The 23,851-nt window shown below is 46.3% G+C and carries 18 protein-coding genes; 9 read left to right on the forward strand and 9 right to left on the reverse strand.

Annotated features, from left to right (window positions below; genetic code table 11):
• Positions 1-497: 497 nt before the first annotated feature.
• The 5 genes from mnmE to rpmH all read right to left on the reverse strand — a co-directional run bounded on the left by mnmE (position 498) and on the right by rpmH (position 4,634).
• Entirely contained in the window at positions 498-1,862 is a 1,365-nt protein-coding gene (mnmE, locus tag VC28_RS14900) for a tRNA uridine-5-carboxymethylaminomethyl(34) synthesis GTPase MnmE (protein WP_049631339.1), read from the reverse strand.
• Between the two features lie 9 nt (positions 1,863-1,871).
• Complete coding sequence (gene yidC, locus VC28_RS14905; RefSeq protein ID WP_049631340.1) at positions 1,872-3,584, reverse strand: membrane protein insertase YidC; 1,713 nt, start codon at positions 3,582-3,584, stop codon at positions 1,872-1,874.
• A 1-nt stretch (position 3,585) separates the two neighbouring features.
• On the reverse strand, positions 3,586-3,909 hold the full coding sequence (gene yidD, locus VC28_RS19600) for a membrane protein insertion efficiency factor YidD (protein ID WP_369799042.1): 324 nt from the start codon (positions 3,907-3,909) through the stop codon (positions 3,586-3,588).
• Positions 3,881-4,390, reverse strand: a complete 510-nt coding sequence (rnpA, locus tag VC28_RS14910; protein WP_049631341.1) for a ribonuclease P protein component — start codon at positions 4,388-4,390, stop codon at positions 3,881-3,883. Before rnpA ends, yidD begins: the two co-directional genes overlap by 29 nt.
• 106 nt (positions 4,391-4,496) lie before the next feature.
• Positions 4,497-4,634: a 50S ribosomal protein L34 gene (gene rpmH, locus VC28_RS14915; protein WP_049631342.1), complete on the reverse strand. Its 138-nt coding sequence runs from the start codon at positions 4,632-4,634 to the stop codon at positions 4,497-4,499.
• Between the two features lie 460 nt (positions 4,635-5,094).
• Here rpmH and dnaA point away from each other — a divergent pair, with 460 nt between their 5' ends.
• The 5 genes from dnaA (at position 5,095) to VC28_RS19870 (ending at position 11,883) form a co-directional block, all read left to right on the forward strand.
• A complete protein-coding gene (gene dnaA, locus VC28_RS14925) occupies positions 5,095-6,642 on the forward strand; it encodes a chromosomal replication initiator protein DnaA (protein ID WP_049631344.1) in 1,548 nt (515 codons plus the stop codon).
• Positions 6,643-6,723: 81 nt separating this feature from the next.
• Positions 6,724-7,827: a DNA polymerase III subunit beta gene (gene dnaN, locus VC28_RS14930; protein ID WP_049631345.1), complete on the forward strand. Its 1,104-nt coding sequence runs from the start codon at positions 6,724-6,726 to the stop codon at positions 7,825-7,827.
• A gap of 46 nt (positions 7,828-7,873) precedes the next feature.
• Positions 7,874-8,971, forward strand: a complete 1,098-nt coding sequence (gene recF, locus VC28_RS14935; protein ID WP_049631346.1) for a DNA replication/repair protein RecF — start codon at positions 7,874-7,876, stop codon at positions 8,969-8,971.
• 70 nt (positions 8,972-9,041) lie between these two features.
• Entirely contained in the window at positions 9,042-11,462 is a 2,421-nt protein-coding gene (gene gyrB, locus VC28_RS14940; protein ID WP_049631347.1) for a DNA topoisomerase (ATP-hydrolyzing) subunit B, read from the forward strand.
• Positions 11,463-11,721: 259 nt separating this feature from the next.
• Entirely contained in the window at positions 11,722-11,883 is a 162-nt protein-coding gene (locus VC28_RS19870) for a hypothetical protein (protein WP_197085540.1), read from the forward strand.
• 83 nt (positions 11,884-11,966) lie between these two features.
• On the opposite strand, the gene VC28_RS14945 is transcribed toward VC28_RS19870, so the two are convergent.
• A complete protein-coding gene (locus VC28_RS14945; RefSeq protein ID WP_197085541.1) occupies positions 11,967-14,786 on the reverse strand; it encodes an alpha-amylase family glycosyl hydrolase in 2,820 nt (939 codons plus the stop codon).
• A gap of 469 nt (positions 14,787-15,255) precedes the next feature.
• Between VC28_RS14945 and VC28_RS14950 the strand changes: the two genes are divergently transcribed.
• Positions 15,256-16,554, forward strand: coding sequence for a CAP domain-containing protein (locus VC28_RS14950; RefSeq protein ID WP_049631348.1), 1,299 nt, complete (start codon positions 15,256-15,258; stop codon positions 16,552-16,554).
• A 4-nt stretch (positions 16,555-16,558) separates the two neighbouring features.
• Here the strand turns inward: VC28_RS14950 and VC28_RS14955 are convergent, their stop codons facing one another.
• Both VC28_RS14955 and VC28_RS14960 read right to left on the reverse strand, forming a co-directional pair.
• Complete coding sequence (locus tag VC28_RS14955; protein WP_049631349.1) at positions 16,559-17,308, reverse strand: RES family NAD+ phosphorylase; 750 nt, start codon at positions 17,306-17,308, stop codon at positions 16,559-16,561.
• A gap of 18 nt (positions 17,309-17,326) precedes the next feature.
• A complete protein-coding gene (locus VC28_RS14960; RefSeq protein WP_049631350.1) occupies positions 17,327-17,698 on the reverse strand; it encodes an MbcA/ParS/Xre antitoxin family protein in 372 nt (123 codons plus the stop codon).
• Between the two features lie 189 nt (positions 17,699-17,887).
• Between VC28_RS14960 and VC28_RS14965 the strand changes: the two genes are divergently transcribed.
• Complete coding sequence (locus VC28_RS14965; RefSeq protein WP_231591779.1) at positions 17,888-19,516, forward strand: glycoside hydrolase family 43 protein; 1,629 nt, start codon at positions 17,888-17,890, stop codon at positions 19,514-19,516.
• 56 nt (positions 19,517-19,572) lie between these two features.
• On the opposite strand, the gene VC28_RS14970 is transcribed toward VC28_RS14965, so the two are convergent.
• On the reverse strand, positions 19,573-20,049 hold the full coding sequence (locus VC28_RS14970; protein WP_049631352.1) for an Lrp/AsnC family transcriptional regulator: 477 nt from the start codon (positions 20,047-20,049) through the stop codon (positions 19,573-19,575).
• Between the two features lie 376 nt (positions 20,050-20,425).
• On the opposite strand from VC28_RS14970, the gene leuA reads away from it, so the two are divergent.
• A complete protein-coding gene (leuA, locus tag VC28_RS14980; protein ID WP_049631354.1) occupies positions 20,426-22,093 on the forward strand; it encodes a 2-isopropylmalate synthase in 1,668 nt (555 codons plus the stop codon).
• A gap of 315 nt (positions 22,094-22,408) precedes the next feature.
• Positions 22,409-23,611, forward strand: a complete 1,203-nt coding sequence (locus VC28_RS14985; RefSeq protein ID WP_049631355.1) for a Fic family protein — start codon at positions 22,409-22,411, stop codon at positions 23,609-23,611.
• Positions 23,612-23,851: the final 240 nt, after the last annotated feature.

Below are 23,851 nucleotides of genomic sequence, written 5' to 3' on the forward strand. Positions count from 1 at the left end.
CAAAGGAGAAATTTTTTAAAAGAGAAATATATATTTTGTTATTTAGGGTTTTGATGATGTTGTTATATATAGTGCCGTTTATTTCTGTGGATAAGATTTAAAAGTTATTATTTTTCAAATACTTGAGATGATGATAATCCATAGGAAAACAACTCGGTAAGCTGCGTTTAAGCTGATTGAAAGCTGGTTGTAACACCACGAGTTATACATAAAAGAGGGAAAACGGGAGTTATCCCCAAAACGCCGCCCAGTTTTTGTCATGAACACACACAGGTTTGTGCACAACACTCCTCTATTAATAATAAAATTTCTCGATAAAACAGCTATTTACCTCTAAATCTTAATATTTTCTGTGGATAACCTGTGTAACTGTGTGGAAAAACATGAAGATAAGTCGGTATTAAGGTTTCCCTTACTGGAAGCTTTTGTGTAAAGAGTGTGATTTTTGGAAATTGGATTGATTGAAGATAGGGACAAGAAAGATGATGAAATTTACGTCATTTGCCTATGCAGAAACTGCTGAAGATCCTGCCTAAAAGATCATCAGGGGTAAATTCACCGGTAATTTCCCCCAGGCTATTTTGCGCCTGACGCAGATCTTCAGCTAGCAACTCACCTGCTGCATAACCATGAAGTTGGGCTTTACCTGAATTCAGGAACGATTGAGCACGTTCCAGTGCATCCAAATGGCGACGACGCGCAGTAAAACCACTTTCTCCGGTCTCGCTGTAGCCCATGATAGTTTTGAGATGCTGTTTTAAATCATCGATACCGGCACCAGTAGCAGCGCTGATACCGATGTAGGTGTTGTTCAAGTTGGACTGGAATAAACCTGCCGCTTCGTTGCTAAGGTCAATTTTGTTACGAACCAGCGTGATTTTATTGGGATCTTGTAGTTGTTCGACAAATTCTGGCCAGATTTCCCGCGGATCCGTTAACTGGCTCTGACGGCTGTCCACCAGTAGTAACACCCGATCAGCTTGTTGAATTTCCTGCCATGCGCGTTGGATACCGATTTGTTCAACTTCATCCGGGCTTTCGCGTAAACCGGCGGTATCGATAATATGTAATGGCATGCCATCGATATGGATGTGTTCGCGCAGTACGTCGCGAGTCGTGCCTTCAATACTGGTGACAATGGCAGATTCGCGGCCGCTCAGGGCATTGAGCAGGCTGGATTTTCCAGCATTGGGGCGGCCGGCAATTACCACACGCATCCCATCGCGCACCAAAGTACCTTGTCTTGCTTCTTTAAAGACGTTTTCCAGTTTATCGATAATGGTATTCAGGTCATTGGCGACTTTGCCATCGCTGAGGAAATCAATTTCTTCTTCAGGAAAGTCGATAGAGGCTTCCACGTAAATACGCAAATGGATCAACGCTTCAACTAACTCATGGATACGTTTGGAGAAAGCGCCTTGCAAAGAGTGAAGTGCATTGCGTGCCGCTTGCTCGGTAGTAGCGTCAATCAAATCGGCGATAGCTTCGGCTTGGGAGAGATCGAGCTTGTCGTTTAAAAATGCCCGTTCAGAAAATTCGCCCGGGCGCGCAAGGCGGATTCCCAGTTGGGTAATTTCCCGCAGCAGTAAATCAAGAATGACCGGGCCGCCGTGGCCTTGTAGCTCAAGGACATCTTCACCAGTAAATGAATTTGGGCCGGGGAAAAACAGGGCTATGCCTTGGTCGAGCACATCACCCTTACGGTTTTTGAAATCGCAATAATGTGCGTAACGTGGCTGGATATTAATAGAAAGAAGAGTTTCCGCAACGAGCCTGGCTTTCGCACCAGAGACCCGGATAATACCGACACCACCGCGGCCAGTGGCGGTAGCGATGGCGGCGATAGTGTCGGTAATCAGCATAGCGATAACTTATTTAGCAGTAGGTTCGGCGTCGATTTGTTTGGTAATAATGTACTGTTGGATGATCGACAAGGTGTTGTTGGTTACCCAATACAATACCAAACCAGCAGGGAACCACAGGAACATAAAGGTAAACACAAACGGCAGCATGTTCATAATGCGCGCTTGCATAGGATCAGTCGGTTGCGGGTTCAACTTCTGCATGAAGTACATGGTAATACCGTAAATAATCGGCAGTACAAAGTAGGGGTCTTTTACCGATAGATCGAGAATCCAGCCAAAGAATGGCGAATGACGCAACTCAACCGATTCCATCAATACATAATACAGTGCGAGGAATACCGGCATTTGGATCAACAGAGGCAAGCAGCCACCAAATGGATTTACTTTCTCGGTTTTGTAGAGCTTCATCATCTCTTGTGAGAATTTTTGACGATCATCGCCATAACGCTCTTTCATTTCGGCCATTTTCGGCGCTAATTTGCGCATTTTCGCCATGGATTTATAGCTAGTTGCCGAAAGTTTGAAAAACAGGGCTTTTACAATCAGGGTTAACCCAATAATTGCAAGACCCCAGTTTCCAACCAATTCGTGGATCCACTTAAGAACAAAGAACAAGGGTTTTGCTACCCACCAAAGCCAACCGTAATCCACAGTTAAATCGAGATAAGGAGAGATTTGCTCCAAACGTTCAGTATCTTTGGGGCCAGCATAGAAATTAGCGCTGATGACACCTTGGGTACCCGGAGCTACTTCAGTGATATTGCCGATAAATCCCATCAAGTAGAGATCATTTTCATCGGATTTGTGTAAATAGTAACTGTTGTTGCTATTGGCATCAGGAATCCAGGCGCTGACAAAGTAGTGTTGCACCATCGCAATCCAGCCGCCGGTATTACTGAAGTTGAAGCTGCGCAAGTCGCGATTATTTAGACTTTGTGCTTCATCGTATTTTTCTCTCATGTCAGCGAAGGTAATTTTTTTGTACTTTTCATCGGGCGTAGTGATCGCTGCGCCCAAATAAGGGTTCATTTCCAGAGCGCTGACTTTGACGAAATTCTGGCTATCGCGTTTGATTTGGCCATAAATGCGGCCTGACCAGTTATTACTGCTTTGGTTATCGATCAGGTATTCAACATTGATCAAGTATTCGCCGCGAGTAAACGTAAAACGTTTGGTGATTTTGACTTCACCCTGCTGCAACACCAGATCAACCTGCAGTTGGTTTTGGCCTTCGCTCAATGAATATTCTTGTTTTTCACTGCTAAAGACCGGGCGGGATTTAACATCGGTACCGTTTGGACCAATCAAACCACTTTGTGCAAGGTAGGTGTGGTTGTTGCGGTTATCCAACAGGACAAATGGTTGGTCAGGGGTATCCAATTTCAGAAAGTGGCGCGGCAATGCTAATTGCACAATATCACCACCGACCGGGTTGATAGTCAGATCAAGACTGTCTGTTTTGACGTTGATCATCTGTGCAGCTGTTGCCACCTGGGTATTTTTTTCTGACTCAGATGAAGTATTTGCCGCAACGGGAATATCAGTATTGGCAACGGCATCTGTCGGTGAGCCACTGGTGGGGTTCACTGAAGGGGAAGTTGTTTGGGTAACTGCTGTACCTGGTACAGGTAGTTTTTCCTGATATTCATGCCAGCGAATAACCAACATCAACAAGGTCGCGAGAATTGCTGCAATTAACAGGTTTTTTTGCCAATCCATCTTAATGACTGCCATCTGTAGTGTGTGAGTGAAAAGAACAACATTTGTTGTTTTTGGGTTCAGGTATCTTTGATTCAGGTACCAGGTCTATCCCGCCTTCATGCCAGGGGTGGCATTTTAGTAGGCGACGCAGGGTTAGATAAGACCCTGTAAAAAATCCATGCCGAACAATTGCTTCTTCCGAGTAATGTGAGCAGCTGGGATAAAAGCGGCATTGGTTGCCAATCCAGGGGCTTAATACATAGCGATAAGCGTGGATTAACCTGATCGCCAGCCAAACCAGACAGGAATACGTGCTACTCATCAGTTGTTTTAGTATCTGCATTAATAGATTCCCCACTTGTCTGGGGTTGCGATGTTAACCGATGATGGCGCACTTTTTTGAAAATTCGCTGACACTGTTGATTTAATTGCTGGTTAAAGTCGATATTGGACAGTTTATCCATGCCTTTACGCGATAAAACCACAACATCCAAACCAGCAAAATCCTGCTGGTGAAGGCGAAAGCTTTCGCGGATCAAACGCTTCATGCGGTTTCGTTCAACTGCCAGGCGTATGTGTTTTTTTGCCATGACCAATCCCAAACGCGGCTGGGTTAGCTGGTTCTCACGGGCAAGGATCAAGAAAAACTGATGTGAAGCGCGAAAAGGAGCGTCATCAAACACAGGTTTGAAATCAGCAGCACAGAGTAAACGTAGGGATTTGTTAAAGCGGAAAGAATCAGGTTGTGAGCCTGAACCAAAGCGATTGCTGCTTCGGAGTTGATTCGAACTAGCAGGCTGTTGAAATTCTATTTTGGCTGGCATAAGTGCGCTAAAAATAGTCTGGGAATGGCGGTTATCGACTACTTTATTTCACGTTTGCCAATAACAAATTTCAACAAACTGCTAGTGAACCAAGAATCGGTAGCGATTAAACGCGAGTCAGTTCTGCACGGCCTTTTGCGCGACGACGAGCCAATACTTGACGACCGCTTTTAGTTGCCATACGAGCACGGAAACCGTGGTTGCGAACGCGTTTCAGATTGCTGGGTTGGAATGTTCTTTTCATGATAAACCTGTTAAAAATCCTGAGTTAATTCACACGGTGTGCGAAAAGAGGCGGGATTCTAATGAATGCCTTCTGCTAAAGCAAATAATTTTGAGCAAATAATCAACAAAACAGCTGTTTTTCATTGGTTCTCTATTTTCACCAGTTTTCCCTCAGTTAATTCATATCTTATCCACAGTTTTATCCACAGAATTATTGTTTTTATCACTGATCCGATAGATTCGGAGTGTTTTTTTTCATGGGGATATTGATTGCTAACTACTTGAATTTTAATGCTTAAGTTTTAACCTGATAATTTTTTTATGGTTGTTGTGGATAACTCTGTTATGCGGGAGTAGACTTGCCTCCCCCTGTGCAAAACCCGCCAGGATATTTATTTATGTGTCCTCGATATTTCTTATCGGGAACACCCTCAGTTCAATAAACAATAACAGTCATTTGTTTGTCGGGAGTTTTAGTTTTGTCGCAGTCAATTTGGAAGTTATGTGCCGCTAGCTTGCAGGATGAATTGCCTTCACAGCAATTCAATACCTGGATTCGGCCATTACAAATTGATGAATCTGCTGCGCCGCAAGAATTGCGCCTATTGGCACCTAACCGATTTATTTGTGATTGGGTATCAGAGAAATTCCTGAACCGTATTCGTGAGCTAGCCAGTCATTATCATCAAGGTAATGGATTGCAGGTGGCAGTGGGTGTAGCACCCAAACCTGCTATTGGATTTCAGGTAACTCCACGCAGGGCTACGCAGCCAGAGCTTGTCCCGTCTATTGTCAGTGAGCAGCGATCCGTTGATGTACCGGTTTTGAATCAGCCTGCTGAAGAAATTTCAACGCGCGATACCAGTAAACAAAGTTCATTGATAATGCCTGCTTATGCCAGTAAAAGCACCGATTATGATGCTAAAGTTCGTGATCTAACACAGGAGAGCCTGGATACCTACACGCGCCCAACTCCGGATGTTGAAGTTGAGGGAGGTCTCAAGCACAGCAATTATCTAAATGTGTCATCAACTTTCGCTACGTTTGTTGAAGGTAAATCCAACCAGTTAGGTTTGGCAGCAGCGCGTCAAGTGGCCGAAAATCCGGGCGGGGCTTACAACCCACTCTTTATATACGGTGGTGTGGGACTAGGTAAGACTCACTTGATGCAGGCTGTAGGCAACGCGATGGTTGCGCGCAATCCGAATGCGAAAGTGGTTTATCTACATTCCGAGCGGTTTGTGGCGGATATGGTGAAAGCACTGCAATTGAATGCGATTAACGATTTCAAGCGCTATTACCGTTCAATGGATGCGCTATTGATTGACGATATCCAATTTTTTGCAGGCAAAGAGCGATCGCAAGAAGAGTTTTTCCACACCTTCAACTCACTGCTTGAAGGTGGCCGCCAGATTATCCTGACCTGTGATCGCTTCCCGAAAGAAATTAATGGATTGGAAGAGCGATTGAAGTCCCGTTTTGGTTGGGGCTTAACGGTCGCTGTTGAGCCGCCAGAGTTGGAAACACGCGTGGCGATCCTGATGAAGAAGGCTGAGCAGGTCAATATTGAATTGCCACATGAAGCGGCATTTTTTATTGCCCAGCGCATCCGCGCCAATGTGCGTGATCTTGAAGGTGCGCTCAAACGTGTGATCGCCAGTGCCAATTTCACCGGTAGACCAATTGATGTTGAACTGGTGCGTGAGGCCTTGAAAGATTTATTGGCGTTGCAGGATAAACAGGTGGGTATTGATAATATCCAACGTGTAGTGTGTGAATACTACAAAATCAAAATGAATGACATGATCTCCAAGCGACGCAGCCGCTCAGTGGCGCGCCCGCGTCAGGTTGCAATGGCTTTGGCTAAAGAATTGACCAACCACAGTTTGCCAGAGATTGGCGAAGCATTTGGCGGGCGCGATCATACAACCGTGTTGCATGCGTGTCGCAAAATCAAGGAACTACAGGAAGAAACAGCGGATATCCGCGAGGACATGAAAAACTTGCTGCGCTCGCTGACTACTTGATATAAACACCGTTATGTTGTGCATCATCGATTTGCGATAAAAACTCAATAAGTCCCGGAAGATTACCTAAGAGACCATCACATGAAATTTGCCGTATCCCGCGAAGCGTTGCTTAAACCCCTACAATTGGTGGCTGGTGTGGTGGAGCGTCGTCAGACGTTGCCGGTGTTGTCCAATGTACTGATTCAATTGAACGGTGATCAGTTATCACTGACCGGTACTGATCTTGAGGTTGAAATTGTCGGCCGCATCACACTGGAGCAACCCGGTGTTTCCGGTGATATTACTGTTCCTGCACGTAAGCTGGTAGATATCTGCAGATCGCTACCAGATGGCAGCAATATTGAGTTTTTTCTAGAAGAAAACCGAATTATGGTCAAGTCTGGCCGCAGCCGTTTTACGCTGTCCACCTTGCCCGCATCCGATTTCCCCAATGTAGAAGATACCCCAGGAAACCTTCGTTTCAGTTGCGCCCAGCAAGAAGTCAAACGTCTTATTGAACGCACTGCTTTTGCAATGGCACAACAGGATGTCCGCTATTATCTGAATGGCATGTTATGGGAAGTCCGTCAGGATCAATTGCGTGTAGTCGCAACAGACGGTCACCGTATGGCGATGTGTACCCGTGCAGTGGCAGTCAATACAAATGATGTGGTTCAGGCAATCCTGCCGCGTAAAGGTGTACTGGAATTGTCACGTTTGCTTGACGATTCTACCGCCCAGGTTGAGGTTGTTTTGAGTGCTAACCATATACGTGTCACGTCAATGGACTATACCTTCACCTCAAAATTGGTAGACGGTAAATTCCCTGAGTATGAACGCGTATTGCCACGCGGTGGTAATAAAGTAGTAATAGGCTCCCGTCTTGAATTGAAACAAGCGTTTGGCCGCACAGCAATTTTGTCCAATGAAAAATACCGTGGTGTACGCCTGCTTCTATCAGATGGCACTTTGACGATTGTTGCCAATAACCCTGAGCAAGAAGAAGCAGAAGAACAAGTTACTGTGGATTACACAGGTGAATCCTTGGAAGTCGGTTTTAACGTAAGTTATTTGCAAGACGTCACCAATGTTATTAGCAACGAAAATATCAAAATTACCTTGTCTGATGCTAATTCAAGTGCATTGTTAGAAGAGCCGGAAAACAGTGACTCTCTCTATGTAGTTATGCCGATGCGCCTGTAATGGCGCATTGGTTTTCTGATTTTTCAGATCCTGTCCTGCAGGTTCTATGACCTTAAAACGCCTCCTTATTCAGAATCTACGCAATTTATCCAACGTAGATATCAGCCCTTCACCCGAAGTTAATCTCTTTTACGGAGAAAATGGTTCCGGAAAAACCAGCATTCTGGAGGCAGTTAACTTACTTGCGTTAGGGCGGTCTTTCCGAAGCCATAAACACAAAGCGTTAATTAACTATCAGCAAGCATCGTTTACTGTGTTTGGAAAAGTGCTTGGTCAAGACCATTCCGAAGTACCCATAGGCATTAATCGCACACAAGAAGGTGAGGCCTTCTTCAAAGCGAATGGTGTGAATGTGCCTTCAGCAGCTGATTTGGCTATCTATCTTCCAGCGCAAGTGATTAATTCAGATACATTTTTATTATTAGAGGGCAGCCCTAAAGTCAGGCGGCAGTTTATTGATTGGTTAGTGTTTCACGTGGAACCTAATTTCTTCCCTGCATGGAAGGCAATCCAACGTTGCCTCAAACACCGCAATAGCTTGTTGCGGCGTGATAGAATAGACAGCTTTGAGTTAGCCCCATGGGATCAGGAGCTGGTTAGTCTGACAGAGACAATCCACCGGTTTCGCGCTATTTGTATTGAGCATTTCAATGCTTGCATTGATGAACTTTTGGAAGAGTTTGTCAAAGTTGATGGAATCAAGCTGAGCTATTATCGCGGCTGGGATAAAGACACTGCATACGCAGAGGTCCTCAGTACAGGTGTAGAGCGAGACCAAAGGTTGGGATACACCCATCTTGGTAGTCATAGGGCAGATCTAAAAATAACAGTGAAAGGGCAGGATGCTGCAGAGATACTTTCCCGAGGGCAACAAAAGCTTCTTGTATGTGCGCTCAAGATCGCACAAGGGTTTGTATTTAATCAGTTAACCGGCCGCAAGTGCATCTATTTGGTAGATGATTTACCAGCAGAACTGGATGAGAAGTACCGGTCACTACTGGTTAACTGGTTAAATAAAATGAAAACACAGGTGTTTATCACAGGCGTGGAGCGGGAAACACTCTTATCCAGCTGGCGTGATTATACCGATATCACCCCTAAAATGTTTCACGTGGAACAGGGTAGGGTAACTGAGACTGGATAAGTCTCATGAATTTAATGAATACATTATCAGCCTAATGCTGATCGCTAATGAACCAAAGCGGAGAATAGCTATGTCAGAAGAGAACACTTACGACTCGTCCAGTATTAAAGTCCTGAAGGGCTTGGATGCGGTGCGTAAGCGCCCAGGGATGTACATTGGCGATACCGACGACGGTTCAGGCCTTCACCATATGGTATTTGAGGTAGTAGATAACTCCATCGATGAGGCTTTGGCTGGGCATTGTGATGAAGTACGGGTTACTATCCACCCTGATGAAACTGTCTCTGTATCCGATAACGGCCGTGGTATCCCGACCGAGATGCATGAAGAGGGTGTATCAGCAGCAGAAGTGATCATGACTGTGCTTCACGCCGGTGGTAAGTTTGATGACAACACCTATAAGGTATCCGGCGGTTTGCACGGTGTAGGTGTATCGGTTGTTAATGCGTTGTCTGAGTATTTGAAACTGACCATCCGTCGTGGTGGCAAGATCCATGAGCAGATTTATCGCCACGGTGTACCCGATGCGCCACTGGCAGTGGTAGGTGATTCCACCACTACCGGCACAGAAGTGCATTTCAAACCATCGGCTGAAACCTTTACCAATATTGAATTCCACTTTGAATTATTGGCTAAGCGTTTGCGCGAATTATCCTTCCTGAACTCCGGTGTGCGTATCGTATTGAAGGATGAACGTTCAGGTAAGGAAGAGGTTTATCAATACGAAGGTGGTTTGCGTGCCTTTGTTGAGCATTTGAATACCAATAAAACCCCCATTAACAAGATGGTGCATTTTGTTTCACTCAAGCGTGACGACGGTATTGGTGTTGAAGTGGCGTTGCAGTGGAACGATTCCTTTCAGGAAAATCTGTTCTGTTATACCAATAACATTCCCCAGCGCGATGGTGGAACTCACTTGGCGGGTTTCCGCGCTGCATTAACACGCGGTTTGAATACCTATATCGAGAAAGAAGGAATCGCTAAAAACGCCAAAGTGGCCACTACTGGTGATGATGCCCGTGAAGGCTTGACCGCTATCATCTCGGTAAAAGTACCCGATCCAAAATTTTCCAGCCAAACCAAAGACAAGCTGGTGTCTTCCGAGGTGAAAACCGCGGTAGAGCAGGAGATGAACGAACACTTTGGTAACTATTTGCTGGAAAACCCGCAAGAAGCCAAGGCGATCGTGGGCAAGATGATTGATGCTGCCCGCGCCCGTGAAGCTGCCCGTAAAGCGCGTGAAATGACTCGCCGTAAAGGTGCACTGGATATTGCTGGCTTGCCCGGCAAACTGGCAGATTGCCAAGAGAAAGATCCAGCACTTTCAGAACTTTACCTGGTGGAGGGTGATTCTGCGGGTGGTTCTGCCAAACAGGGTCGCGCGCGTAAAACCCAGGCGATCCTGCCGCTCAAAGGTAAGATCCTGAACGTTGAGAAAGCCCGCTTCGACAAGATGCTCTCATCGGCGGAAGTAGGAACCCTGATTACCGCGCTGGGCTGCGGTATTGGTAAAGAAGATTACAATCCGGAAAAACTGCGCTACCACAGCATCATCATCATGACCGATGCTGACGTGGACGGTTCACACATCCGTACCCTGTTGTTGACCTTTTTCTTCCGTCAAATGCGCGAGTTGATTGAGCGTGGCCACATTTATATCGCCCAGCCACCGCTGTACAAAATTGCCAAGGGCAAGCAGGAGCAATACCTGAAAGATGAATCGGCGATGACTGAGTTCCTGACTCAAGCCGCGTTGGAAGATGCCAGCCTCTATGTAAACCCGAGCGCGCCTGCTATTTCAGGTGAAGCCTTGGAGAAGTTGGTGCAGGAATATCGCAAAGTGATGGCGACTATCGAACGCTTGTCGCGCTTGTATCCGGCAGAAGTGTTGGAACAAATGATTTATTTACCGGCAGTTCGCCCTGAACATCTGGCAGACCAAGGCCATATGCAGCAGTGGTGCGACCAAATGCTTGCCCGTTTCAGTTTGGATGCGCGCGCTGGCAGCCAGAAATACAACATTGTGGTGCGCGAAGATGCAGAGCGTCATTTGTTCCTACCGATGGTAGAAATTATCGCTCATGGTATTAGCACTCCATACCCGTTCAATCATGACTTCTTTGCTTCGGGCGAATATGCATCGATTGTTTCTCTGGGCGAAAAACTGGAAAGCCTGATTGAAGAAGGTGCTTATATCCAGCGCGGCGAGCGTAAACAACCAGTTGCCAGTTTTACCGAGGGCCTTGAGTGGTTGATGAAAGAATCGCGCAAGGGCTACAACATTCAACGCTATAAAGGCCTGGGTGAAATGAACCCTGAACAGCTGTGGGAAACCACCATGAATCCGGAAACCCGCCGTATGCTGCGTGTGACCATTCAAGATGCTATCGCCGCTGATCAAATTTTCACCTGTCTGATGGGCGATGCGGTAGAACCTCGCCGCGATTTCATCGAAACCAATGCGTTGGCGGTAGCTAACCTTGACGTATAATTTTTAATTAAATCAAATAGTTAAGTTAAAAACCCGGAAAAAATTCCGGGTTTTTTTATACTTATTGGAAGGACAATATCAAATAACCAAGAGAGTTGATCCAGGATAAAATCCAATTTTTGATATAGTTAGTGATGTTGATTATAAAAAATTGAAATAAAAAATGACCTAAAAATCATGAGTGGCTAAATTGTGCTGGTCTATACTCAGGCCGTGGTAAACGATTTAACAGAATCAACTGTGTAGCGAGACAAGTGGAATGACAATCGAGAAAAAAACACCCAAAGTGCTATTAACCCAGATCGAAGATGCGTTGGAAGAACGCCAGCGTCATGACCGTCGCCAGCAGCATGCGGGTATCCCGCAAGATGTGCCTAATGATCGCCGTAAGAATGATCGTCGTGCACAAAAGCATAAATAAGCTGTTATCTGAATAGCAAAAGTAAAAAAGGGGCAATAAGCCCCTTTTTTATTACCGGTTGTTTGTGCGATCGGGTTGATGCACTAACGCAGCCAGGTTCCGGTATTACCGATTTTGCCCGGACCATTCAGCACATAAATCCCCGCCGAATAGCTGGCAACATTAAAACTGATACTGCCATTGGTCACATTGATGGTGTTACCCGTCACCGCATCGCGGTAGGTTCCATTTTTCACACCGCTCACAGTGATCGATTGGCCACTGCTGGATGCTAGCCCCACCACCGCATAGCTTCCCTCTGAAGAAAGATCGCGCACATAACTCATGCCTGCGCCCCATTCACTCACTTGAGTACTAGGCGCTTTTTGCAGGGCAGGTATCGCACTGCGGATCTGGTTCAGGCGTTTGATGTGTTGGTAGAGGGGATGGCTTTGGGTGGCAGCGAGGTTATCCAGATGCGGCCCGAAATAGGCGCGCCCGGTCTGGTCGATAGTGTCGCTGTTGCCGGCGATATCCTGCGGTAATCCGGCCTGGAACATAATTTCTTCACCGTAGTAGAGCGTGGGAATGCCGCGATTGGTCCAGAGCAGGTTGTACACCATCGCGGCATTGGCCATCTCGCCGCCGTAGCGATATTTAAAATCGTTATCTGGCCCTACATCGTGGTTCTGGAAGAAGGTGACGAGTTGGGTGGCATCGCCATAGACCCAATCCATCGCCATTACCCCACCGATACCGCCAAAGTTGCCGCGTGTGACGTTATCGCGGAAGGTTGAAAAGACTGAGAAATCCAACACCGAGAAACCGGAATCGCCACCGGCTAACGGATTGGCCGGATTGCTGGTGGTGCGCGTATACCACCAGGGGCGGATCACAGCGCTGGCGTTGTCGTTGGATATCTCGGAGCCAAACCCGGTGCCTTTTACCAGGTTTTCACCAAATACAAATAAACCCGGTTTGTGCGCTTTCCAGTTATTCACATAGGTCAGCATTTCGTTGCGCTCGATGTGTTTCACGGTATCCAGGCGGATCGCATCCACGCCCATATCCAGATACATGCGAATTGCGCCGTTTAAATAGTCTTTTACGTTTTGGCGGCCAGTGGCCAGGTCGATGGTGTCGCCCGCCATGTGTTTGCGCTGCAGCGCGAGCGGACTCTCCCAATCACCGCCGGACATAAAGCCATCCAGGTGATACCAGTTAGGGTCAAGGCCGGCGGCATCGATACCAAAGAAACGGTTGGCGTCATATCCGGCTTTGGGTACGGTCACACCGGTTTTGGGATCGACCAACGGCACTGTTCCGTTGGGGTCGCTGGTATGGCGGTCTTTGAACCATTGGGGAGCGACGGGGTTGTCGTTATCGTCGCGGAATGTGCTTTTATAATCGCCTAAATTGCCAAGATAAGGCCCATTTACGATATTCCCCTGAACCCCGCCTGCCGGTACGTAGTACTTGATTGGCAGGTGATCGATCCAGACCGCGTTGCGCAAACCGTATTGGCTGGAGTGGTTGATCACCACATCCTGGATTACTTTCAGGCCTTTGGCATGGGCGGCATCGATAAACTCTTTGTAACCGGCTCCGGGCGATTCAAGGCGCGGATCGACTTTGTAAAAGTCATAGGCGTGATAACCGTGGTAATCCAGACCCGAACGGTTTTCTACCGGTGGCGTTACCCAAATGGCGGTAAAACCAAGGTCTTTAATGTAATCCAATTTTTGGATCAACCCTTTGAAATCACCACGCCAGTGTGGGTCGCCCGCCTTGTAGCGGTCGCGGTTGTAATAGTTATTGCTGGCATCGCCATCATAAAAACGCGCGGTCAGCAAAAAATAAATCGTCTCTTTGCGGAAATCGCCATTCACAATACCAGTGATGGAACTGGCAGTGCTGCTGCTGATGGCGCTCGAACTGGTTGCCGCCACACTGGAATTCAAATTGGCCAGGGTGATGGCTTTGGTGCTGGCGTTGAAACAAATGGAATAAAGTGTGTTGGCAGCGACTACATAATCCGTTTGCGGATAGCTCTCGGTCCAATTGGCAAAGTGATCGATCTTGAAACGCGGATTGGTACTCGCCGCACCAAATTGCTGTTGCGTACAGTGCAAACCATTTTGCAATGTCATCAACGTTGATGCCCAATTGTTCGGCGTACCGCGGAAATACCAATTGTCATTCGCGGCAGATGAAACACTAGTGGACGAACTGCTTTTTGATGAAATCGCTGCGACAGATGAGGGTGCTGAACTGCTCGGCGCAACACTACTTGATGAACTTGAAATACCTGCAATGGGTGTCAGTGTGTAAGCGAGTGTCGCGTCATTCACTTGTACGCGATACTGTCCTGCAACGTTGGAATAAATATCACTGCCGTTTTGGTTTAATACACCATCACTGTTGCTATCGCCGTAATTCACTGCCCAGTTATTGCTGGTATCAAATTTAAAACGCTGGTTGGCTTGGCCATCAAAGGTCACATCCACCGACCACAGATTATTAGCGACCAGCGTCATCGCGCTGGTAGACCAATTGTTGGCAGTGCCGCGAAAATTCAGCGCAGTAAAATTTTTATTGAATGCAGTAGAGTTGCAGTTAGAAACTGATTGCACTGCAATTGCTTTACTGACGGTATTAAATGTAATCCGGTAAGACTGGTTTGCGGCAACGATGTAATCACCGGTTGGATAACTCTCACTCCAATTACCCGTGCGATCAATTTTAAATCGCGGGTTAGTGCTTGCTGCACCAAAAGTTTGGCAGGTGGAAACATCCGTGGACGATACTGCCGTCATCGCCGTCGTTGTCCAATTATTCGGAGTGCCGCGAAAAAACCAATCGGCATAGGCCAGATTGCTGATCAGCAGCGTACCCGCCGCAATCAGCTTAATAGATGTGTTCATAATGTCCTCGTGTCAGGTTATAAATTATTTTTTAATGCGCCAGGGTTGCGAAAAAATCGCGCCGGAAATCAGGATTGCAATACAGCAAAACAGGAACTGCTAAACAGCAAATGGATACATCAACATTATTATTATTCTGGTGTGGACAAGGTTTACGCCTTATGCCTGCAGTAGACTAGAGCGAGTAATTGTGACAAAACAATAAATTGCATACGTATGCAGCATATGAATACGTATGTAAAAACGGGATGATCTAACACTAAAGACTTTTTATAGCTGATTTTTTTCTAGCAACCCTCGAATTTTCTAACGCGCAAGGCGATAGAAATATGGAGGCTAATGTGAAAAGGCCTTGCAGCAATTTCGCCAGCCTCAAGCATGTGATGATGACTTGTGGTCAAGGTCTCAGTGTTTCATCGTCAAGCTTGTTAGTATTTTTCGCCTGTACTTTGCGAAGAGAGTATTGGCTATGAAAAGCATCGTTAATGTGGATAAATGTATTTCAGTTTTAATGCTGTTGACATTAGTTGCTTGTGGTGGAGGTGGTTCCGGTGGAGGAGCTTCCAATCCGCCAGCCGAAAATTCTTCAACGCCTGCGGCGAATAATTCTTCCAGTATTACTAGTAGTACGAATTCAATAACAACTTCTTCATCTGGCAATGCAGTAACGGCACCGCAAAATGTTGCTATCGTGCCGGGCAATGGTTCAGTTACTTTGAGTTGGAATCCGGTTGTCGGTGCAACGGGGTATCGAATTTATTTTGCTTCTGAAGCCAACATTATTATCAATTCGATTGCCAGCTTTGATGATGGTACGCGTGTGGACAATGCAATGTCACCGCATGTGATTAACAATTTGCGCAATCAGGAAACGTATTATTTTGTAGTGACTGCGCTGAATGGCAACAGTGAAAGTATTGCCAGTACAGAAGTGAGTGCAACACCGGGCTCGATTGATTTAACAAAACAACCCACTGCGCAAGAAGTGTTGGTAGTGGAATTAGTCAATCGCGCCCGCGCCAACCCTGGTGCAGAGGCAGCACGTTTAGGTATTGGTTTAAATGATGGGATAACCGGAACACAAATTACCGATACGCCCAAGCAGCCCCTTGCGCACAATCTATTACTGATTCAATCAGCGCGCCTGCATTCGCAATGGATGCTGGATGAAGATATTTTTTCCCACACGGGCCAAAATAATTCCACACCCCATGAGCGTATGCTGGCGGCAGGTTATACCTTCACCGGCAGTTGGACTAGCGGAGAAAATATTGCTTGGAGTGGTACCACGGGCAGCAGTATTAACTTGACCAGTTATGCAGTGTCGCAACATGAAGGTTTATTTAAATCGCCTGGTCATCGCGTCAACATACTCAACGGTAATTTTCGTGAATTGGGTGTTGGTCAATTGCAAGGCTATTTTATGCAGGACGGCCGCAATTATTTATCGTCTATGCTCACGCAAAATTTTGCGCGCTCTGGCTCAAATTATTTTTTAACCGGTGTGATTTATGACGATAAAAATAACAATGAATTTTACGATGTCGGTGAAGGCCTGAGTGGAATCAGCATCACCATCAATGGCAAAACCTACCCTGCATTTAATAGCGGTGCCTATTCAATTCCATTCCCTAACGGTACTTACGAATTGAGTATTACTGGCGATGCACTGGGCGCACCAGTTTTTTATGCAGTGCAAATCAGCAACCAGAATCGAAAATTGGATGTGATCAAAAGCGGCAACAATGTGCGTGTGAATACGCCGTGATCTTCTAAACGGCTGGCATCTGCAAGCGGTCATTTACGCAAAAAGTATCCAATGCAAAACGGATAATCTCTTTTTGTCCCACTTGTTTGAAAGCTACCTCAGTTGCGCTTAGTTCACACAACCACTGTGTCATTTCTGCCGGTTTTTTTTGTGCGAGTGCGGAGGGGATAAATAAACCGACACAGTGTTTTTGTTGTGGGTCGCGTGCCGATTGATATTCAAATGCCTGCACACCCGCACTGCGCATATCGCTGCCGAGTTGTTGGGTCATTGAATAATGTTGCGGATGGGTAAGTTGCGTTTGGTATTGGGTAAATGGTTCAGTGTGTAAACGAATTCCGCGCTCGGTTGCGTAATTCACGCTGAATAATGTGTGTGCAGAGGTGATGGTGTTTTTGATGGGAGAATTGCTGATTGAATACCAAAATACAAATCGGTAATAGGCCGCTTCTGCCAAGGTCGTATTTGCATTGCAGCCCGCATAAAAAATACCAGGTTCATGCGCGCGCCCAAAACGTGAACCCCATTTGAGCGGTGGATAGCGAAACGGTGTTTTCAATAAATAATGATAGTGGTCGCAATGTGCTGGGTAGGGTGGTTTTACTGAGTCGAGTAATTCTTCCAACAACGCCTGTTCTTCGAGTGTATCGACATAACCCAGGGTAGCGATTTGCTCCTGGCTTTCAACTAACCGCCATGCAGTGCCGGATATGGGCTGAATGTACGTTGCTCCCTCGCAGGTTTCCCAAATCATCCGTCCCACCCTTCGCGATTAAATTTTGCCGCGCAGGGCATCAACAAATTGCAGCACCTGAATCAGCCCTTGAATGGATTCGATCTGCCGCGCGGGCACGCCACCCGTCACCTCGTTGGGGCTGTGCATAAAATGTTTGATCCAGTCTTTATCGCCCCCGGTCAACGCAAAAAGCGCGCGGGCGATGCGGATCAACAGCAAAGCCAGTTCGCCCTGTTTGGATTTAGGGTCAAGTGCCGGGTTTTGTTTAAGGCGGCTCACAGCGGTGCGATGGATTCCCAATACAGCAGCCAACTCAGCTTGCTTCAAGCCGAGCTGGTCGGCGGCATTCAGTACCGCTTTGGCGAGTACCGATGCTGGATCCGGACTGGTTTGTGCAAGTGCTGACATGACGAACCCCTATCATCTAACAATGTTCAATATGCACTTATAATAGGTTATATGTGCATATTGAACAAGTTTTGGGCGAATAGTAAAGAATGAGTAAAGGTCTTGAGATGAATTGCTTCGTTGTAGGAAATCATTGAGGATAGGTCGCCGATTTGTCGCATAAACCACACAAAAGAAAGGATCAGCAAGGTGCAAAAACTCACTCACTTCCGCTACGACTGCATGGGGTTTAACAGCCAATTGCCCAAGGTAAAGATTTTGCCTGCCGTGTCCAGACTCACGGGTTTGCTATTGTTTTTGAGTTTATTGATGGGCTGTCAAACGGCGGAAATCAAAAAACCGTTTGCTCACAATCCTGTGATCTGGGCCGATGTACCTGACCCTGCTGTGATGCGCGTGGGCGATACTTATTATATGAGTAGCACCACCATGCATATGAATCCCGGTTTGCCGATTATGAAATCAAAGGATTTGGTCAATTGGGAAATGGTGCGTTATGCCTATCCAACGTTATCAAGCGATGAAAAATCCAGTTTGAATAATGGCAAAGAAGCTTACGGTGAAGGTACCTGGGCGAGTAGTTTGCGTTATCACAATGGACGTTATTACGTCAGTAGTTTTTCCAACACCACCAAAAAAACCTATATTTTTTCAACCGACAATATTGAGACAGGCGATTGGCAACGCGTTGAAATCGATGCTTTGTTTCATGATTCATCATTATTTTTTGATGATGGCCGTGTATTTATGATTTACGGCAATGACGATATTTTTATCGTCGAGTTGACCGCTGATGCGACCGCAATTAAAAAAGACGGCGTTAATCGTGTATTAATTCCAAAAGCGTCACGTGTTGCCGGTGATAAATTCTGGGTTCCTTCCGAAGGTTCGCAGATGTTAAAAGTAAACGGAAAATATTACCTCAATTTAATTTCCTGGCCCGCGAATAAAATGCGCACGCAATTAATTTATCGCTCCGATACTTTACTGGGAAGTTATGAAGGTAAAGTCGCATTAACGGATAAAGGCATTGCCCAAGGTGGATTAATTGATACGCCCGATGGCAAATGGTATGCGTTTTTATTTCGCGATCGTGGTGCTGTAGGGCGTATTCCTTATTTGGTGCCCGTGCACTGGCAAGACGGTTGGCCGGTTTATGGTGTGAACGGCAAGGTGCCCGATGAGTTACCTATTCAAGTTACTCACCAAGGATTCAATAATATTATTGAATCAGATGAATTTGATTATGCTGCCAACCAACCACTTAAAATGGCGTGGCAATGGAATCACAACCCGGTTGCCGAAGGCTGGTCGCTGACTGATCGCAAAGGCTTTTTGCGGTTAACCAATTTACGTTTGGATAAAAGTTTTGTTGAAACACAAAATACCTTGACCCAACGTACCTTTGGCCCGGTTTCAACTGCATACACCTTAATTGATGTCAGCAAAATGAAAGCAGGCGATTACGCTGGCATTGGTGCTTTGCAATCAATTTATGGATTTGTCGGCGTTGAAAAAACCAAAGACGGTTTATTTATTGTGATGGCGAGCGGTGAAAAAGATCAGTGGGAGGTGATCGAACGCGTGCCGCTCACGGAATCAAAAATTCATTTAAAAACTTATATGGATTTCCGCGATCTGAAAGACACAGCAACCTTCGCTTACAGTCTTGATGGCATAGATTGGAAACCCATCGGCAACACCCTGCAGATGAAATATTCACTGGATCATTTCATGGGTTATAGATTCGCCCTGTTTAACTTCGCCACGGAGCAAACCGGCGGCAGTGTGGATTTTGATTTTATGCGATTGGAATAATTACCGTTTTATAAATGGGTAAGGATGCTTTTCAAACAGATCAAAACCGCAAGTGTTCATCCCACCGGCAGCGCCGTTTTATCCACTGGCGACTTCAACACAAACGACGAATGCACACCGCTCACCCCTTCGATGCGGGTGAGTTTTTGTAATAAAAATTGTTGGTAGGCATCCATATCTTTTACGATAACTTTCAACAGGTAATCGGCAGATTGGCCGGTGATCAAATGGCATTCCAACACTTCAGGGTAAGCTTCCACGGTTTTTTCAAACGCATCGAAACGATCCGGAGTGTGTTTATCCATGCTGATCTGGATAAACGACACCAGCGTCAGCCCCAGTTTGCGCGCATTGAGCAGCGCGACATAGCCGTCAATCAGGCCGGATTCTTCCAGCGCACGCACCCGGCGCAAGCAAGGTGAAGGAGAAAGGCTGATACTGTCAGCCAGTTCCTGATTGGAAATGCGCCCGTCTTTCTGGAGTGCTTCCAATATCAAACGGTCGTATTTATCCAGTTCCAAGCGTGATTCCATAGCGGTAAATCTCTAATGTAAGAGTTTAAATTTCAATAAATATATAATTTAAGCAATTTTATTGCTAATAAGTTGATATTAACACAATCTTCGCAATCATCTGCCAGTCTCGCCACACTATACTAAAACCATGCTGATAAAAGCCCAGGCGCTATCCGCGCGGGTTTGGGGTTTCCACCGATGTGACTGCATCACCAGAAACCGGCACCTGTCACCACCAGGTTCCTGACCAGATCCGTTTACATCAGCCAAGACCGCAAGACCACTACTACAGCAGTACACAAGAACTATACAGCTCGGAGCCTGGAACACTTGTACAGCAAGGTTCCAAGCGCTCCTTATAAACCGGACACTTAGGCAATATTCGGAGTCGATCATGCTTGCCAATCCATCTACCAAGTACCAGCGTTTTGTCGGTGTCTCCTTGCCCGACCGCCAATGGCCGAACAATCACATTGAGAAACCGCCCATTTGGATGAGCACTGACCTGCGTGATGGCAACCAAGCGCTGATCGATCCTATGTCCGTTGCCACCAAGTTGCGCATGTTCAAAGAATTGGTGGCGATTGGTTTTAAAGAAATTGAAATCGGTTTTCCGTCTGCGAGTGAAATTGATTACAACTTTACTCGCCAGTTGATCGAGGAAAATTTAATTCCCGATGACGTCACTATTGAAGTGTTGGTGCAAGCGCGTTACGACTTGATTGAAAAAACCGTGCAGAGTTTGCGCGGTGCCAAGCGTGCGATTTTGCATATGTACAACCCTCTCGCACCCGCGTTCCGCAAAATTGTGTACAACACTGACGAAGCCGGTGTAAAAAATATTGCGATTCAAGGCACCAAGTGGTGTAAAGAATTAACCGCGCAAGCTCCAGAAGTGGATTGGACTTTCCAATACTCACCGGAAGTTTTTTCATCTACTGAAATCGAATTGGTGAAAGACGTGTGCGATGCGGTGGTGGAGATTTGGAATCCATCGCCGCAGAAAAAATTGATTTTGAATTTGCCAGCAACGGTAGAGATGAACACACCCAATACCTATGCAGATCAAATTGAGTGGATTCATCGCAATATCAATCGCCGCGATTCCATTATCATCAGCGTGCACCCGCACAATGACCGCGGCACTGCAGTAGCCGCGGCTGAATTAGCGGTAATGGCCGGTGCAGATCGTGTGGAAGGTTGTTTGTTTGGCAATGGCGAGCGCACCGGTAATGTGTGTTTGGTGACCTTGGCGATGAATTTGTATTCGCAAGGTGTAAGTCCCGGTTTGGATTTTTCCGACATCGACCGCGTGCGCAAATTGCATGAAGAGTGCACGCAATTGCCGGTACATCCACGTCACCCTTATGCGGGCGAATTGGTATTTACCGCGTTTTCCGGTTCACATCAGGACGCAATCAAAAAAGGTTTTGCAGTGCAGAAAAAAGATGCGCTGTGGGAAGTGCCTTATTTGCCAATCGATCCAGCCGATTTAAATCGCAGTTACGATGCTGTCGTGCGGGTAAACGCACAGTCCGGTAAAGGCGGTGTGAGTTTCCTGTTGCAACAAGAAGTGGGTTTGCAATTGCCACGTCGCTTGCAAATTGAATTCAGCGGTGTGGTACAAAAAGTCAGTGACAGCACCGGCAAGGAAGTGAAGGCCAGTGAAATCGCCAAAATATTTAACGATGAATATTTTGCAGTGACAACGCCGATTACTTACCAGTCGAGCAAATTCACTGAACAGGATGATACGCATCAGGTTGATATCACTATCCACGCACAACATCAGGATAAAACCGTGCAAATCAGCGGCAGCGGCAACGGCCCCATCGATGCCGCCGCTCACGCGATCAGCCAGTTTATCGATGGTGAAGTGAGTGTGATTGATTACCACGAACACTCCGTTGGCGAAGGCTCCGATGTCGCTGCAGTGACCTATGTGGAAATCAAAGTGAAAAACGGCAAACCCGTTTACGGTGTAGGGCAGGATCGCAACATCATCACTTCAGCAGTGAAGGCACTGATTAACGGCGTGAACCGCAGCGGTGTGGTGAGTTAATAAGTTATTGTCTCGATAAAAGCGCAGCCAGTGAAAACTGGCTGCGCTTTTTTTATGCCGGTTCCATAGACAATCAGTGATTGCTAGGTTTGGATTGTTGGTTGGCTGATATGTATAAAAAACGAGTTTTTCTTGGTTCGCTGGGAGAAAAGCAAGTCTTATGGATTATTAACCGGCCAATAATTCGGCCAAATAGACAAATAAAATTTACAAAATATGTAAAAAGTGATTTAAACTCAATAGGTTACTAGCACTATAAAGCGGCCAACAAAGCGGCCAAATTGTTTCCTTTATCGGGTTCTTTCGGGTGTAGCTATGGCCACTTCTATACTGGATATTGCGCCTTTTATCCCCAGCGATAAATCATTGGGGCAGTCATTATTACCTGATAAAGCTATATCCCTCATTAGCCAATCCGCGAAGCTCACTGGCCAGATTGCGCCATTAACACTGGCTCGCCTTGAACAGCATATGGCGGCTATTAATTCTTACTATTCCAATCTGATCGAGGGTAATGCAACTCGCCCCCATGAAATTCGTGCGGCACAACGCGGCAACTACAGTGGCGATCCTGCCAAACGCGACTTGCAGCAGGAATCTCTTGCACACATGCAAGTGCAAGAGTGGTTAGTGGCGCAACAACCGGATTTGGATAGGTTATTTACGCCCGATTTTATTTGCCGTTTACATCGCGAATTTTATCAGCGCGTACCTGAAAGTTTGTGGGTTATTAAAGACGAACAAGGCGAGACGGTAGATAAAGTTATTCCCGGTGAATGGCGTGCTCGCTCGGTAATTGTTGGACAACATATTCCACCCAAAGCGGAAGACCTTGCGCTGCTAATGGCAAAGTTTTGCGAAACCTATAACCCTAAAAAATTCAGTGGCGACCGAAAAATTATTGCGCTTATGGCGGCGCACCATCGTTTTGCATGGATTCACCCCTTTATTGATGGCAACGGCAGAGTGGGGCGTTTATTAACAGATGCCGCACTGAAAGCAGTAGGGCTGGAAAGTTATGGTGCATGGTGTCTCAGCCGAGGATTGGCACGCTCAGCTACGCAATATAAAAATTTGTTAGCAAATGCAGATGCACCCCGTCAGGGCGACCATGATGGTCGCGGCCATTTTACTGAGAAAGGATTAATCAATTTTTGCGATTACATGTTGGATAACGCAATAGATCAAGTCACTTACATCAGTGATTTACTTGAATTGGCCAAAATGCGTCAGCGTATAGAAAGCTATGTAGCGGCGCGCAATGATGATCGAGTTGATGGCATTAGTGGGCAATTAAAATCGACGGCGAGTTTAATTTTATTTACTGCGTTTCAGCAGGGCGAAATTCAACGCGCTCAAGCATTGGAATTATGTGCGATGCCTGAGCGCAGCGCACGGCGGCTATTAAGTCAGTTAAAAAGTGAGGGACTATTGAGTGAAACCAGTAGTAAATCTCCATTGCGTTGGGAAATTCCAGAGCACGCCGAACCTTGGTACTTTCCAAATCTCAATCCGTAACCATTAAATTGTTTAAACAACGCGCTAGACGTTTAATTCATTTAATCCCGAGTATAGATACCATTATCAATTCTGATTTTACTGTCATCTGTTGAATCCAATCTGCATTCCCGCACGTCTTATTATTTGAGATTGCCAAATTCCCTATCCCCCCAACTTGGGAATCGGGTTTTCTCTCCGCATGATTTACTCACTATTAGCGGCACCTGTGACAGGTGGGTAATGTGCTCCGGCAGGTGC

The sequence above is a fragment of the Cellvibrio sp. pealriver genome (genome assembly GCF_001183545.1).
Taxonomy (GTDB): domain Bacteria; phylum Pseudomonadota; class Gammaproteobacteria; order Pseudomonadales; family Cellvibrionaceae; genus Cellvibrio.